At 65.6% G+C, this 13,255-nt stretch carries 14 protein-coding genes; 4 read left to right on the top strand and 10 right to left on the bottom strand.

The genetic code is table 11. From position 1 onward, the window contains the following. The first annotated feature begins 117 nt into the window (after window positions 1–117). On the top strand, window positions 118–438 hold the full coding sequence (locus AC6H0R_RS02395; protein WP_497579737.1) for a hypothetical protein: 321 nt from the start codon (window positions 118–120) through the stop codon (window positions 436–438). A gap of 121 nt (window positions 439–559) precedes the next feature. Here the strand turns inward: AC6H0R_RS02395 and AC6H0R_RS02390 are convergent, their stop codons facing one another. From AC6H0R_RS02390 to AC6H0R_RS02360, 7 genes are all read right to left on the bottom strand, one after another. Continuing rightward, on the bottom strand, window positions 560–748 hold the full coding sequence (locus AC6H0R_RS02390) for a YgaP family membrane protein (RefSeq protein ID WP_497579736.1): 189 nt from the start codon (window positions 746–748) through the stop codon (window positions 560–562). Between the two features lie 14 nt (window positions 749–762). After that, window positions 763–1,524 carry an exodeoxyribonuclease III gene (gene xth, locus AC6H0R_RS02385; protein ID WP_497579735.1) on the bottom strand — a complete coding sequence of 254 codons (762 nt, stop codon included), beginning with the start codon at window positions 1,522–1,524 and terminating at the stop codon, window positions 763–765. Continuing rightward, window positions 1,521–3,578, bottom strand: a complete 2,058-nt coding sequence (locus AC6H0R_RS02380) for a M3 family metallopeptidase (protein WP_497579734.1) — start codon at window positions 3,576–3,578, stop codon at window positions 1,521–1,523. The genes xth and AC6H0R_RS02380 overlap by 4 nt, the downstream gene beginning before the upstream one ends. Window positions 3,579–3,691: 113 nt before the next feature. Then, window positions 3,692–4,465 carry a DUF2189 domain-containing protein gene (locus AC6H0R_RS02375; protein WP_497579733.1) on the bottom strand — a complete coding sequence of 258 codons (774 nt, stop codon included), beginning with the start codon at window positions 4,463–4,465 and terminating at the stop codon, window positions 3,692–3,694. Between the two features lie 113 nt (window positions 4,466–4,578). Then, a complete protein-coding gene (locus AC6H0R_RS02370) occupies window positions 4,579–5,832 on the bottom strand; it encodes an MFS transporter (RefSeq protein ID WP_497579732.1) in 1,254 nt (417 codons plus the stop codon). Window position 5,833: 1 nt separating this feature from the next. Beyond that, window positions 5,834–6,769, bottom strand: a complete 936-nt coding sequence (locus tag AC6H0R_RS02365) for a phosphoribosylaminoimidazolesuccinocarboxamide synthase (RefSeq protein ID WP_497579731.1) — start codon at window positions 6,767–6,769, stop codon at window positions 5,834–5,836. Window positions 6,770–6,802: 33 nt separating this feature from the next. Then, window positions 6,803–8,104 carry a DUF3422 family protein gene (locus tag AC6H0R_RS02360; RefSeq protein ID WP_497579730.1) on the bottom strand — a complete coding sequence of 434 codons (1,302 nt, stop codon included), beginning with the start codon at window positions 8,102–8,104 and terminating at the stop codon, window positions 6,803–6,805. 168 nt (window positions 8,105–8,272) lie between these two features. On the opposite strand from AC6H0R_RS02360, the gene AC6H0R_RS02355 reads away from it, so the two are divergent. From AC6H0R_RS02355 to AC6H0R_RS02345, 3 genes are read left to right on the top strand one after another with little or no spacing between them, the layout of a single operon-like run. Then, window positions 8,273–9,025, top strand: a complete 753-nt coding sequence (locus AC6H0R_RS02355) for a glycosyltransferase (RefSeq protein WP_497579729.1) — start codon at window positions 8,273–8,275, stop codon at window positions 9,023–9,025. After that, window positions 9,025–9,747, top strand: coding sequence for a TVP38/TMEM64 family protein (locus AC6H0R_RS02350; protein ID WP_497579728.1), 723 nt, complete (start codon window positions 9,025–9,027; stop codon window positions 9,745–9,747). The genes AC6H0R_RS02355 and AC6H0R_RS02350 overlap by 1 nt, the downstream gene beginning before the upstream one ends. 7 nt (window positions 9,748–9,754) lie before the next feature. Beyond that, on the top strand, window positions 9,755–11,266 hold the full coding sequence (locus AC6H0R_RS02345) for an ArnT family glycosyltransferase (protein WP_497579727.1): 1,512 nt from the start codon (window positions 9,755–9,757) through the stop codon (window positions 11,264–11,266). Here the strand turns inward: AC6H0R_RS02345 and AC6H0R_RS02340 are convergent. The 3 genes from AC6H0R_RS02340 to AC6H0R_RS02330 all read right to left on the bottom strand — a co-directional run bounded on the left by AC6H0R_RS02340 (window position 11,247) and on the right by AC6H0R_RS02330 (window position 13,253). After that, window positions 11,247–11,897 carry a YiaD family glycine zipper/OmpA-like lipoprotein gene (locus AC6H0R_RS02340; protein ID WP_497579726.1) on the bottom strand — a complete coding sequence of 217 codons (651 nt, stop codon included), beginning with the start codon at window positions 11,895–11,897 and terminating at the stop codon, window positions 11,247–11,249. The two genes, AC6H0R_RS02345 and AC6H0R_RS02340, sit on opposite strands and share 20 nt — an antisense overlap. 94 nt (window positions 11,898–11,991) lie before the next feature. Continuing rightward, window positions 11,992–12,594 (bottom strand): TIGR04282 family arsenosugar biosynthesis glycosyltransferase, encoded by a 603-nt coding sequence (locus AC6H0R_RS02335; protein WP_497579725.1) that lies wholly within the window; start codon window positions 12,592–12,594, stop codon window positions 11,992–11,994. Beyond that, a complete protein-coding gene (locus AC6H0R_RS02330; protein WP_497579724.1) occupies window positions 12,591–13,253 on the bottom strand; it encodes a TIGR04283 family arsenosugar biosynthesis glycosyltransferase in 663 nt (220 codons plus the stop codon). The genes AC6H0R_RS02335 and AC6H0R_RS02330 overlap by 4 nt, the downstream gene beginning before the upstream one ends. Between the last annotated feature and the right edge of the window lie 2 nt (window positions 13,254–13,255).

The following is a 13,255-nucleotide window of genomic DNA, read 5'->3' as shown; positions in this document are numbered from 1 at the left end:
CGCGCAGTGCTGCGCGGAGCAACACGATGCTTGTTTCAGACCTGACCCGATGATTCCTGCGAACGCCGGGTGAGGATGGGTGCAGACGATCACTATCTATAGGGACGGAGACAGAACATGAATATTCAAACCAAAACCAAACTGCTCGGGCTGGCCGCAATCGCCGCAATCGGCATGGCCACGACCTCGGCAACCGCGCAGTCCAAGGACGTCGCAATCTCCTTCACCACGGACGACAAGGGCGTCTCTCCGTACGTGCTCGACAGCCGCAAGGTGATTGCCACCAGCGGTTCCGGCCTGTGCTGGCGTACCGGCTTCTGGAGCCCCGCAGCGGTCCAGACCGCCTATGCCGGCAGCTACCCGGCAGGTTGCGTGTGTGACAAGGATCTTGTTCCTGCTGACATGTGCCAGGCGCCGGACTGGAGCAAGAGCAAGTAATCGGGCAATTTTCTGGCGGCGACCAGTACACCGGTCGCCGGTAATGCCAGGGGGTGAGACAGCATCGGGGTGGCCCGCAGCTGTCTTACCCCTCAGTTCTTGATCGGGTGGTACGCCGCCCTCAGTCCTTCGGGCAGGTATTTACCCCGAACAGTGTGTACGCCGGGCAGGTGCCCATCAGCCCGGTGATGAACGGCAATACGCCCACCCAGGTCCAGGGCGTGCCGACGTCCATGATGGCCAGTGCGATGAGCACGAGACCGGCGACGATGCGGATGGTCTTGTCGATGGAACCGACGTTCTTGGTCATGATGCTTCTCCCGGTCAGAGACTGAATTCGGCCACTACCGGCGCGTGGTCGGAGGGGCGTTCGAGCTTGCGTGGCGTTTTGTCGACGACGCAGGCGGTGCAGGTTTCAGCCAGAGGCGGCGTGACCAGGATGTGATCGATCCGGAGTCCGAAGTTGCGCCGGAAGGCTCCCATGCGGTAATCCCACCAGGAAAAGCTTTTCTCCGGCTGCGTGAACAGCCGGAAGGCGTCCTTCAGATCGAGCGCTTCGAGGCGGAAGAACGCAGCGCGTTCGGGTTCCGAGACGTGGATTTCGTCGCTCCAGTCCGGGTGGGCATCGCGGTCTTCGGGGGCGATGTTGAAGTCGCCGACCAGCGCGAGCTTCGGATGAGCCGAGATCTCGTCCTTGAGCCAGGCGGTCAGGGCTTCGAGCCAGCGCAGCTTGTATTCGAACTTGTCGGAGCCGACAGCCTGGCCGTTGGGGAAATACCCGCACACCACCCGCACGCCGTTGATGGTGGCGGCGATGATGCGCTTCTGCTCGTCCCCCAGCTCGGGGATGTCGCGCACGACGTCCTGCGCCTCCACACGCGTGAGCAGGGCGACGCCGTTGTAGGTCTTCTGGCCGTTGAAGACGGCTCGGTAGCCGGCTGCTTCAATTTCGGCCAGCGGGAAACCCTTGTCCTCGCACTTGAGTTCCTGCAGACCGAGCACGTCGGGCTGGTTGTTAGCCAGCCATTCGATTACGTGTGGCAGGCGCACCTTGAGCGAATTGACGTTCCAGCTGGCGATCTTCACGCCGCCACCATGCCGCTGTGGCGAAGCAGTGCGTCGACCTTGGGCTCGCGGCCGCGGAAGGCCTTGAACGATTCGATGGCCGGGCGGCTGCCGCCGACGGCGAGGATCTCGCGCCAGAAGCGTTCGCCGGTGATCGGGTCGAGCAACGAACCGCCGTGCGCGCCAGCTTCCTCAAAGGCTTCGAAGGCGTCCGCGGAGAGCACTTCGGCCCACTTGTAGCTGTAGTAGCCGGCGGCGTAACCGCCCGCGAAGATGTGCGAAAAGCTGTGCGGGAAGCGGTGCCATTCGGGCGGCGTCATGACGGCGACTTCCCGGCGCACGTCGGCCAACACCTGCATCACGTGCTCGACCGGTACGCGGCCGCCTTCAGGCTGAAGCTGGCTGTGGATGAGAAGGTCGAACATCGAGAACTCGAGCTGGCGCACGGTCTGCATGCCGCTCTGGAAGTTCTTGGCGGCAATCATCTTGTCGTACAGCGCGCGGGGCAGCGGCTCACCGGTATCGACATGGGCGGTCATGCCCGAGAGCACGTCCCATTCCCAGCAGAAATTCTCCATGAACTGACTGGGCAGCTCGACGGCGTCCCATTCGACGCCATGGATGCCGGACACCGCGACCTCGTCGATCTGCGTGAGCAGGTGGTGCAGGCCATGGCCGGCCTCGTGAAACAGGGTCTGTACGTCGTCGTGGCTGAAGGTGGCGGGCTTGCCTTCGGACGGACCGGAGAAATTGCACACCAGATAGGCCACCGGTGTCTGCACGCCTTCGCGCGAGTGCATGCGGCTGCGGGCGGAATCCATCCACGCGCCGCCGCGTTTGGTTTCGCGCGCGTGCAGGTCGAGGTAGAAGTGGCCGATGGTGGTGCCGTCGCGTTCGATGCGGAAGAAGCGCGCGTCGGCGTCCCAGGTGGGTGCCTGGTCGGGGAAGATGGTGACGCCGTACAGGCGCTGGACCACACCGAACAGGCCGTCGATGACCTTGGGCTCGGGAAAGTACTGCTTCACTTCCTGCTCGGAGAAGGCATAGCGCGATTGGCGCAGCTTCTCCGAGGCATAGCCCACGTCCCACGGTTGCAAGTCGGTGATGCCCAGGTCGCGCGTGGCAAAGTCGCGCAACTCGGCCAGGTCGCGTTCGGCAAAGGGCTTGGCCTTGGCGGCGAGTTCGCGCAGGAAGTCGAGTACCTCGGCAGCCGAATTGGCCATCTTCGGCACCAGTGAGACTTCGGCGAAGTTGGCGTAGCCGAGCATCTGCGCCTCCTCGGCGCGCAGCGCGAGGATGCGGCCGATGAGCGGGCCGTTGTCGAGCGCCGCGTCGCCGAACTCTGAGGCGCGCGTGGCGTAGGCGCGGTACATGCGCTCGCGCAGGGAGCGGCTGTCGGCGTACTGCATTACCGGCATATAGGAGGGCATGTGCAGCGTGAACTTCCAGCCCGGCTTGCCGGCCTTTTCGGCTGCGGCGCGGGCGGCGGCAATGACGTCGTCGGGGACCCCCGCCAGATCGGCCTCATCGCTGATCCACTCGGCATGGGCATTGGTGGCGTCGAGCAGGTTTTCGGAGAATTTCGCGGCGAGCGCGGACTGTTCTTCCTGGATTTCCTTGAAGCGCGGCTTGTCGGCGTCCGGCAGTTCGGCACCGGCCAGCCGGAAGTCGCGCACTTCATGGTCCAGGATGCGCTGGCGCACCGGCGAGAGCGTGGCGTATTGGGTGCTGTCACGCAGCGCGCGGTACTTCTCGAACAGTGCGAGGTTCTGCCCAATGTCGGCGTAGAAGCTCGAGACCTCCGGCAGCATGTGGTTGTAGGCCTCACGCCATTCGGGGACATCGAACACGCTGTGCAGGTGGCCAACCACGCCCCAGGCGCGGCCGAGGCGCTCACCGGCGTTGGTCAGCGGCGAAACGAAACCGTCCCATGTGGGCGCGGCGGGGTCGGAGACTTTGGCGTCGATCAGGCGGCGGTTCTCGTCGATCAGTTCGCGGATGGCGGGTTCGACGTGCTCCGGACGGATGGCGTCGAAACGGGGCAGGGCGGTGAAGTCGAGCAACGGATTGGACATGGGGCCTCGGTCGAATGAAACGGCAATACTGACTGCGACCGCCGCGCGCGGCGGCGGTTCGCGTTTCATTCTAACCGGGGGCGACGACCGCGGGGCGCAGTCGCCGGAAGGGTTTATTCGATCAGTTCGCGGTACGCATGCCAGCTGGCATAGCCCAGTACCGGCAGGATCACGATCAGGCCGATCAGCAAGGTCGCGAAGCCGATTACCATCAGCGACACGATGATGCCGGCCCACAGTGTCATGGCCCGCAGATTGCTCGAGACGGCACGTGCGCTGGACATCATCGCGGTGACGACATCGGTGTCGCGATGCATGAGCATCGGGATGGCGACGGCCGACAGCGCGAACACCACGGCCGCCAGCATGCAGCCGAGCACCACGTATGCGGCGATGAATTCGAGCTGCGCGCCGGACATGAAGATGTCGCGGAAGAAGTTGCCGACGATGGCTGTCTCGCCATGCCCGAACAGCGCAAACAGGATGGCGGAAAGGCGTTCCCAGGCAAGCAGCGTGAGCGCCAGGAAGACGCCGAAGAACATGAGCTGATCGCCGTGACCGCGCAGGCCACGCAGCGAATCGGCAAAGCCGATGACCTCGCCTTGCTCCTCGCGACGCGCGATCTCGTACAAGCCTGCGGCCGCGATCGGCCCGATCAGGAAGAAGCCCGAGACCGCTGCAACGAAGAGATAGGGCATGCTGTCCGCGAGGCTCAGGATCAGCGCGCCGGCAAGCGCCAACACGATGCCGTAGGCCAGACTGGCGACCGGGTTGCCGCTCAGATCCTGCCATCCCATGCGCAGCCACGCGATAGGGCGCGAGGGCTCGATGCGACGGACGTGCGGGAGGTGGAAATGCTGGTCGAGCGGGTTGGTGTGCTGTTCCATGGCGCGATCCTCCTGATCTGAGCAGTCGATGCGCACAAGGGCGTGCGATCTGCTTTCAACATAGATCGTGAAGGCGCAACTTGCGACCGCGATGGCAAGGCTGCGAACAGGCCCTAGACCGGACGCCAGATGTTGCGGCAGCGCGTCTCGCGCAGGAAAAGTGCGGCCAGCGTGCCGCTTGCTGCAATGGCGGTCAGCAGCGCCAGAGCCGGGGTGAAGGTGTCGGGCGCGTACTGACGCACGCCGGCGACGATGGCGCCGTCCCAGCCGCGGTCCATGATGAGTCCGACGACGGGTTGCAGCAGTGCGGCCGAGACGAAGCCGCCCATGTTCACGATGCTGGTGCTCATGCCCGACAGATGCGGTGGATTGACCTCCTTGGCGCAGGCCCAGGACAGCGTGAAGGCCGCCGTGGCGACGCCCATCAGCCCGAACAGTGTGAGGCTGACGGCGACCGGCATGCGCACGCCTGACAGCCACACCAGCCAGATCGCGCAGCACAGCAATCCGGTGCAGAACAGCACGGGCTTGCGTCGGCCGATGCGGTCGGACAGCGTGCCGATCAGCAGGCAGCCGATGGCGAAGCCTCCGAAGTACAGCGAGATGTGGTTGGCTGCGGCGATGCGCCCCAGTTCATGCACCGACATCAGGTAGGGCGTGGCCCACAGCCCCCCGAAGGCGAAGAAGCTGCCACACAGCCCGAAGTTGACCATCACCGCCGGCCAGGTGCGGCGGTTCTTCAGCACGCTCAACAGCCCGTCGAGGATGGCCGTGCGGTCGAAGCCCGCGGCGCGTTCGCGCGGTACCTCGCGCACCAGCACCCACGTGGCAATCACCAGCAGCAGCGAGATGCCCGCCGTGCCGACGAACACGGTGCGCCACGACACCAGCTCGGACAGCGCTGCCAGCGGCGTGCCGGCCAGCATCGAGCCGATATTGCCGAGCAACATGGACAGGCCCACCACGCTGGCGAAGCGATTCTCCGGAAACCACAGGGCGATGAGCTTGAGCATGGCGACGAAGACCACCGCTACGCCCAGGCCGATGATGGTGCGCCCGACCATGGCGGTGCCCAGGTCCGGCGCCAGCGCGAACATCAGGCTGCCGCTGGCGGCCAGCAGCCCGCCGCCCAGCAGAGTGCGGCGCGGGCCGACGGTGTCGACCAGGATGCCGGTGGGAATCTGCACCAGCGCGTAGACGTAGAAATAGGTCGCGGCCAGCACGCCGAGCGAAGCGGCGGTGGTCTGGAAGGCGGCTGCGAGGTCGTCCGCCACGCCGGCCGGCGCGAAGCGGTGGAAGAAGGACAGCATGTAGGCCGCAATCACCACCCCGAGGGCGAGATTGCGGCCGGATGCCGTGGTGTTCATTTCAGCCGAGCGTGTTGCCGGTGATGCGCTCGAAAGCCTCGCGGTATTTGGCCGCGGTCTTCTCGATGACGTCCGGCGGCAGCTCGGGGCCGGGCGCCTTCTTGTTCCAGTCCAGCGTTTCCAGATAGTCGCGCACGAACTGCTTGTCGAAGGACGGCGGGCTGATGCCCACGCGGTAGCTGTCGGCCGGCCAGAAGCGCGAGGAATCCGGCGTCAGCGCCTCGTCGATGAGATGCAGCGTGCCGGCTGCGTCAATGCCGAACTCGAACTTGGTGTCGGCGATGATGATGCCGCGCTTCTGCGCATGCACGGCCGCTTCCATGTACAGCGCAGTTGCCACCGCGCGGGCCTGTTCAGCCAGTTGCGTGCCAGTCTTGCCGGTGCCTGCGAGTACGCCCGCAAGCGCCTTGTCGCACGCCACGCAGGCTTGCTCGAAGGAGATGTTCTCATCGTGATCGCCCACCTCGGCCTTGGTGGCCGGCGTGAACAGCGGCATCGGAAGCTGTGTGGCCTGTTGCAGGCCGGGCGGCAGCGCGATGCCGCACACCGCGCCGGTGGCCTTGTAGTCGTTCCAGCCCGAGCCGCTCAGGTAACCGCGCACCACGGCCTCGATGGGCAGCGGGGTGAGGCGCTTGACGACCAGCGCGCGGCCGCGCACCTGTTCGCGCTCGTCTTCGGCCACGACGCTCTCGGGGTCGATGCCGGTGAGCTGGTTGGGCACGATGCGCGCGAGCTTGTCGAACCAGAAGTTGGCGGTGGCCGTGAGCACGCGACCCTTGTCCGGAATCGGGTTGGGCAGCACGACATCGAAGGCGGACAGGCGGTCGGTGGTGACGATCAACAGCTTGTCGTCGCCGACGGCGTAGATGTCGCGGACCTTGCCGCGTGCGATCAGGGGCAGGCTGGAGATCGACGAATTGAACATCGGGGTGGCCACGGCAGAAGACTCCGGTTGGGCGAAAAGCGCGAATTATACGCGCCCGGTGCCGCTCTCCGCGGCCAGCCGTTTGCGCATCCGGCGCAGGCTCAGCGACACCAGTCCGGCAATCACCGGGATCGCCACGGCTGTGGCCACTTCCGGTGTGACCGGGGTGATCTGCGCCTCCAGACCCTTGGCCACATAGTTGACCAGCTGCGAGCCGTAATAGGTGATGGCCACCACCGACAGACCTTCGACGGTTTCCTGCAGCCGCAGCTGCAGTTTCGCGCGGCGGTTCATCTGTTCGAGCAGTTGCTGGTTCTGGCGCTCCAGCTCGATCTCGACCCGCGTGCGCAGCAGCACCGAGTTGCGCGCGATGCGGCCGGACAGGTCTTCCTGCCGCTGCGCGATGGTGGCGCAGGTGTCCATGGCCGGCTGCAGGCGGCGTTCCATGAACTCGCGCAGGGTCGGAAAGCCGGTGACGCGGATTTCGCGCAACTCCTCGATGCGCGCACGCACCAGCCCCCAGTAGGCCGCGCCGGCGCCGAAGCGGTAGGTCTGCGTGGCGACGGACTGTTCGACATCCGCCGCGAGTTTGGTCAGCCGGCTGAGGACGCGTTGTTCGCCCTCGGAGGTTTCGGTGCGGCCCATGCGGTGTACGAGGTCGGCCAGTTCGTCTTCGGCGCGCGAGAGCAGGCGTGCGACCTGCTTGGCGACCGGGAAGGCCAGTAGCGCGATGACGCGATAGGTCTCGATTTCGGTCAGGCGCTGCACGGTGCGGCCGGCCTGACGCGGCGTGAGCGAATCGTTCACCACCAGAAAGCGCGAGAAACCGTCGGTGATGCGGAAGTCGGTGAACACCCAGCCGGCCCCGTGCGAAATCTTCGACACCACCATCTGCGTGGTGCCGGCCAGATGCTGGGCGACCAGCGCCTCCGGGTCGACCTCGGAGCTCGGGCGTACCAGCACATGCGTGGCGACCACCAGCTGACCGGGAATGTCACGTCGCCATTCGTCCGGCACCGCCTGCAGGGCGTGATCGTCGGCTACATCACTGCCGGCACCGATCTTGCGGAAAAAAGTGTAGCTGGAGAACTCGTTGTGGCGCTCCCATTTGAAGCGGAACTCGCCAGCGTCGATGAAGACGTGGCCGGAGTCGGTTGCGGGTTCGGGCAGGCCCAGCCGGGCGGTCAGCGCTTCGAGGTGGCGCGGCTCACGTCCGGCGCTGCTGTCGTGATGGAGGAAGGCGAGATAGGTGACGGCTTCCGGCGAATGCAGCGGTACTGGCGGGCGGGCGTGTACCTCGTCGTTGAGGCTCAGGCGCAATGGGTGTTGTTCAAATGGCACGGGCATGGGGGGACGGTGTTCCTTGGCAGCGTCGGGAAGGGTCAGTGGAAGACCCGGTCCGTATAATACTGATACATATTGATGTTTGATTGATTGTCCTGCTGCGACAATCGCGCACTCACGCTTGCGGGGTGACGGACTCCGCAATGTCCTTTGCATTTTTTGGCGGACTTGATGCCCGATTCATCCCCCGACGTCCCGATGCCCGAGCACCTGCGACTGTCCGTCGTGATCCCGGCTTTCAATGAGGCCGAAAACGTCGCGCCGCTGGTTGCCGAGGTGGCTGCGGCGCTGGCCGGCGTCGAGGGCGGCTTCGAGGTCATCGTGGTCGACGACGCCAGCACTGACGACACGGCCGATGTGTTGAGGGCTATGTCCGACCCCGTACTTTTCCCGGTATTCCATCGTTTCAACTGTGGCCAGAGTGCTGCCGTGGCGAGCGGCTTTCATGCTGCGCGTGGCGAATGGGTGGCCACGCTGGACGGCGACGGCCAGAACGACCCGGCCGATCTCCCCGCCATGCTGGCGCGCGCGCTGGCCGAGGGCGGTGACTGTGTGACCGGCGTGCGTCGGCGGCGTCAGGACAATCTCGTGCGCCGCGCGTCGTCGCGTGTGGCCAACGCCTTTCGCAACTGGATCACGGGCGATCATGTGACCGACAGCGGCTGCGGCGTGCGCGTGGTACGACGCGCAGCCCTGCGCGAGGTGCCGGTCTTCAACGGCATGCATCGTTTTTTGCCGACCTTGCTGCGCGGGCAGGGTTTCAGCGTGATCGAGCATGAGGTCAATCATCGCGAGCGCCGCTCCGGCGTGTCCAAATACGGCGTGGGCAACCGGCTTTGGCGCGGGATCCGCGACTGCTTCGGGGTGCGCTGGTATCTGCGCCGGGCGGTACGCGCCCAGCGCGTTGCGGGAGACCGCCCGTAATGGATCGCGAAGTCTACGCGCCACGGGACGCCGAGGCCGACCCGCGGGTGGCCGAGGAAGTCGGTCAGGCGGCCGGGCGAGGTTCGCGCAAGTTGTTGATCCTGTTGATGGTGTCCTTGCTGTTGTTCGGCTTTCTGCATTTCACCGCAGTGGGTGAGCGCCTGCGCGACGGTCCGGCGATGCGGGCGTTGATGGAGGCCGGAGATTTCGAGGCGGCGCTGTGGTTTGTCGGCATTACCGTCACGCTGATGACGGTGGGTACGCCACGCCTGCTGTTCTATGCGCTGGGTGGATTTGCCTTCGGATTCTGGGCCGGCCTGGGTTTGTCGCTGCTGGCCAGTATGCTGGCTTCGTTCATCGTGTTCCGCGTCGCGCGCTGGGGCGGGCGCGACTGCCTGATTCGGAGTTTCGGCCATCGGCCCCTCTTCGCCCGCATTGTTGCGGTGCAGCCCACGGTGCTGTCGGTGGCTTTGGTGCGCTGTCTGCCCGTCAGCAACGTAGTCATCAACATCGCGCTGGCGCTCAGCACCGTGCGTAATCGTGCATTCGTGTGGGGAACCCTGCTTGGTTTTCTGCCGCAGGGAGTGGTGGCCGTTCTGCTGGGCAGCGGCGTGTCCGACGATGTGGCGCTGGAGGGCGCCGCGCAACTGGTGGCAGCCGGGGTGATTGTCCTGGTGTTTCTTGCTTACTCGGTGTGGCGTCGCCACACGCGACCGGAATGAGGTGGGAATGGTAGGGGTAGTGCGTTCGCGCGGTGTGTGGGCTGCTTTGCTGTGTGTGCTGGTGGTTCTGGTATTTCTGATTCGCATCACCGGTCCGAGTGACCTCGAAGGCTATGCGCAGCATCGCAACGTAGGTTATGTCATGGATCTGCTGTGGGGCAGCGGCAGCTGGCTCACGCAGCATGACATCCAGGGACGCATTCTCTCCAAGCCGCCGCTGCACACCTGGACCATCGCGCCATTCGCAATGTTGTTCGGCGTCGACCGTCTGGCCATGAGCCTGCCCTCGATGCTTGCCATGATGGCCCTGGCGCTTCTGGTGTTCGAGGCCGGGCGTCGTCGTTTCGGTTTGCTGGCGGGCGGCCTGGCCGGAGTTGCCATGCTTATGGCACCCCTTATCTCCAAGCACATCGCGCTGGTGCGCTCGGATGCATTGTTCACGTTGCTGATCACGATTGCTGCGCTGGCAGCCTGGCGTGCCTGGGAAGAACGGGATGGCAACTGGCGCGGGTGGACTCTGTTCTGGATCGCAGGCGCACTGGCCACACTGACCAAGGGGCCGTTGGCCCTGGTGCTAGCCGCCGCGGGTCTGCTGGCGGTGCTCTGGGAGAGGCGCTCTGATCCCGCCACGCCACGCCCCCGTGGCACGCATTTGCCAGGCCTGCTGGCCTTCTTCAGTATCACGCTCGGCTGGTTCGTGGCGGCATGGCTGGAGCAGGGCCAGGACCTCATCGACAAGATGTTCCTGCAGGAGCTGGTAGGACATGCCACCGGGACTGTCCGGTCGAGCAGCAGCCCTGGCGAGAATCTGGTGAAGCCGAGCATTTACCTGTTGCTGCGCTTTCTGCCGTTCTCGATATTCTTTTTCTATGGTCTGTGGAGGGTCTTCCGACACCCTGCCGAAGACGTGGTCGAGCGGCGCTTCGAGCGCTTCCTGACGTGCTGGGTGCTGACCGGCCTGTTGATCTTCTCGCTTGCCGCGCATCACCGTCCCGACCTCCTGCTGCCATTGTGGCCGGCCTGTGCTCTGCTGGCCGGGCGTGAAATGGCACGTCTGGCCGGGCGCATGGGCTTGCGGCGTTTCGGGGTATCAGCCAGCGCAGTCTTGCTGCTGGTGCTGGGCGGGCTGTTTGCCCAGTACCACGTCACCTGGGGCGGACGTGCCGAGAACACGGACGTGTCGGAGAGCATTCGCGAAGCGGCCGAGGCCTTCAAGGCCAGCGGTCTGGATGCGTATGCGCTGGAGCACTACGGCACGCCGGTGACGTTCCAGATGTACCTGCATACCGTGCGCAAGTGGCGTGGGCCGAGAGAGATCGAAGCCCTGCTCGACGCAGCCACTGAGCCGGTGCTTATCGCGCTAGGCTACAAATCGGTCGAAGACCCACAACTCAAAGCCTCTGGCCGGGTGGTCGAGGAAGTCTTCCAGTGGCCGCCGGGCTCACGCGATGAAGCCGTGGTGCACATCTACCGCGTGTCGCCCGGGGTGGAGTCTGCGCTTACTGCGCCTGCGGAATGATCAGCACTTCCACGCGGCGGTTGAGCGCACGGCCGGCGGTGGTCGCGTTGTCGGCCACCGGACGGCTGAAGCCGTAGCCCAGGGCCTGGATGCGGGCCGCTGACACACCGCGTCCGATCAGATAGCTCGACACGCTCTTGGCGCGGTTTTCCGACAGGGTCTGGTTATAGGCGGCCGAGCCGGTGGAGTCGGTGTGGCCTTCCACGCGCACCACGGTGCCGGGGTACTGACCGATGCTGTTGGCGATCTGGTCGAGCACCGGGCGGAACTGGGACTTCACGTCGGCGCGGTTGGTGTCGAAGGTGATGTTGTCCGGCGCCTGCAGGCGGATGGTGTCGCCGTCGCGCACCACGTCCACGCCGGTGCCCTGCATGTCGCGGCGCAGTTCGGCTTCCTGCTTGTCCATCTGACGGCCGATCAGGCCACCCACGGTGGCGCCCACTGCCGCGCCGATCAGCGCGCCCTTGCCACGGTCGCTGCTGCCCGAGACGCCTACGCCCAGAATGGCGCCGGCGCCCGCGCCGATGGTCGCGCCGGTTGCGGTCTTGCGGTTCTCTCCGGTGTAGGGGTTGTTGGCGCAGCCGGCGACGACAAGGGCGGCTGCAAGAATGGCGAGCGTTGCGTGTTTCATTGGGCTTCCTCCGGAGGTTGATAACGTCTGGATTGTCCGTCTGTGGCCGCGTTTGCGGCGAGTCGTGGCGCAGGCTTCTTTGTAAGCGCCTGCGTCAGCTGCGCATGGGCCACATTGCGAGGTCGGCGGCTTCGTCGACATCATGAAGACTAGCACCTTCAGCAAGCTTCCAGCCCAGCGCGGCAAAGCGCGCGCGGGTGTCGCGTGCAACGGTGGAGGTACTCCACGCGATGCCCTCGAACAGCAGGGGGTCGAAGCGCCGCAGGCCGAGCAGGGCGTAGCCGCCGTCGGCGGTCGGGTGCATGAAGGCATCTGCGTTTTCGAGGGCCTGCGCGGCCGTGCGCAGCACCGCGGCGTTCATCTCCACGCAATCGGTGCCGATCAGCAGAACCGGTTCGCCAGCCGCAATGGCGCGTTGTGCGGCGCGCGCCATGCGCTGGCCCAGATCGCCTGTGCCCTGGGCGGAATGCTCGATGCCGGACGGCAGTGCCACGTCAGCCCAGGCTGGCGCTTCAGGGTGGGGTTCTCCGCACAGCTCGACCGTGCCACAGCAGGCCTCGACGGCCGATTGCAGCGTAAGGGTCAGCATCTCGCGGGCGAGTCGGGCAGCGCCGTCCGCGCCCAGGGTCGGGATCAGCCGCGTCTTGACACGCCCGGCTTGCGGCGCCTTGGCGAAGACAATGATGCGGGTGTTCATCGGTAGCGTTCCGCAAGTGCCGAGGCCGGAGTGCCGCGCCAGTAGTCCCAGCGCAGTCGCCACATCAGCATGATGGTGCGCCACACGCCGCGCGCTTCCCAGCGCCGGCCGGAGGTGCGTACGGGCGGGCGCACGCAGGCCGGTCGCGATTGTTGCAGCAGGCGTGCGGACAGTTCGATGTCTTCCATCAGCGGCTGTTCTGGAAAACCGCCGACGGCCTCGAAGGCGGCACGTGTGACGAACATGGCCTGATCGCCGGTGGCAATGCCGCTCAGGCAGGAGCGGACGTTCATCAGCGCCGCGACGATGCGCAGCATCATCGGCCGGCCATCGATTATCACGTCGAAACGGCCCCACACCCGGCTACCGTCCAGCGCATTGCGGATCAGCCGATCCGCTTGTGGCGGCAGTTGTGTGTCGGCGTGCAGGAACAGCAACACCTCGCCTTGCGCTGCAGCTGCGCCGGCATTCATCTGGCGGGCGCGGCCGGGCGCGGAGTCGATTACCGTGACGCCCGCGCTGCGGGCCAGATCCGCTGAGCCGTCGCGGCTGCCGCCATCCACGACGATGACCTGCGCGTCGAGTGCGCTCAAGGAGGCGAGCAGACCGGGCAGCTGCGCGGCTTCATTGAGCACCGGAACGATCACGCAGAGCCGCATGC

Source organism: Pseudazoarcus sp. NS36, from assembly GCF_059703705.1.
The sequence above is the reverse complement of the archived record's forward strand: the minus strand, read 5'-3'. Positions and strand labels throughout refer to the sequence as shown.

What these genes read in the sequence shown, in the direction of transcription:
- AC6H0R_RS02395 (WP_497579737.1), top strand. Translation starts at nt 118, where the DNA reads ATGAATATTCAAACCAAAACCAAACTGCTCGGGCTGGCCGCAATCGCC.
- AC6H0R_RS02390 (WP_497579736.1), bottom strand. Translation starts at nt 748, where the DNA reads ATGACCAAGAACGTCGGTTCCATCGACAAGACCATCCGCATCGTCGCC.
- AC6H0R_RS02380 (WP_497579734.1), bottom strand. Translation starts at nt 3,578, where the DNA reads ATGTCCAATCCGTTGCTCGACTTCACCGCCCTGCCCCGTTTCGACGCC.
- AC6H0R_RS02375 (WP_497579733.1), bottom strand. Translation starts at nt 4,465, where the DNA reads ATGGAACAGCACACCAACCCGCTCGACCAGCATTTCCACCTCCCGCAC.
- AC6H0R_RS02370 (WP_497579732.1), bottom strand. Translation starts at nt 5,832, where the DNA reads ATGAACACCACGGCATCCGGCCGCAATCTCGCCCTCGGGGTGGTGATT.
- AC6H0R_RS02360 (WP_497579730.1), bottom strand. Translation starts at nt 8,104, where the DNA reads ATGCCCGTGCCATTTGAACAACACCCATTGCGCCTGAGCCTCAACGAC.
- AC6H0R_RS02355 (WP_497579729.1), top strand. Translation starts at nt 8,273, where the DNA reads ATGCCCGATTCATCCCCCGACGTCCCGATGCCCGAGCACCTGCGACTG.
- AC6H0R_RS02350 (WP_497579728.1), top strand. Translation starts at nt 9,025, where the DNA reads ATGGATCGCGAAGTCTACGCGCCACGGGACGCCGAGGCCGACCCGCGG.
- AC6H0R_RS02345 (WP_497579727.1), top strand. Translation starts at nt 9,755, where the DNA reads ATGGTAGGGGTAGTGCGTTCGCGCGGTGTGTGGGCTGCTTTGCTGTGT.
- AC6H0R_RS02340 (WP_497579726.1), bottom strand. Translation starts at nt 11,897, where the DNA reads ATGAAACACGCAACGCTCGCCATTCTTGCAGCCGCCCTTGTCGTCGCC.
- AC6H0R_RS02335 (WP_497579725.1), bottom strand. Translation starts at nt 12,594, where the DNA reads ATGAACACCCGCATCATTGTCTTCGCCAAGGCGCCGCAAGCCGGGCGT.
- AC6H0R_RS02330 (WP_497579724.1), bottom strand. Translation starts at nt 13,253, where the DNA reads ATGCGGCTCTGCGTGATCGTTCCGGTGCTCAATGAAGCCGCGCAGCTG.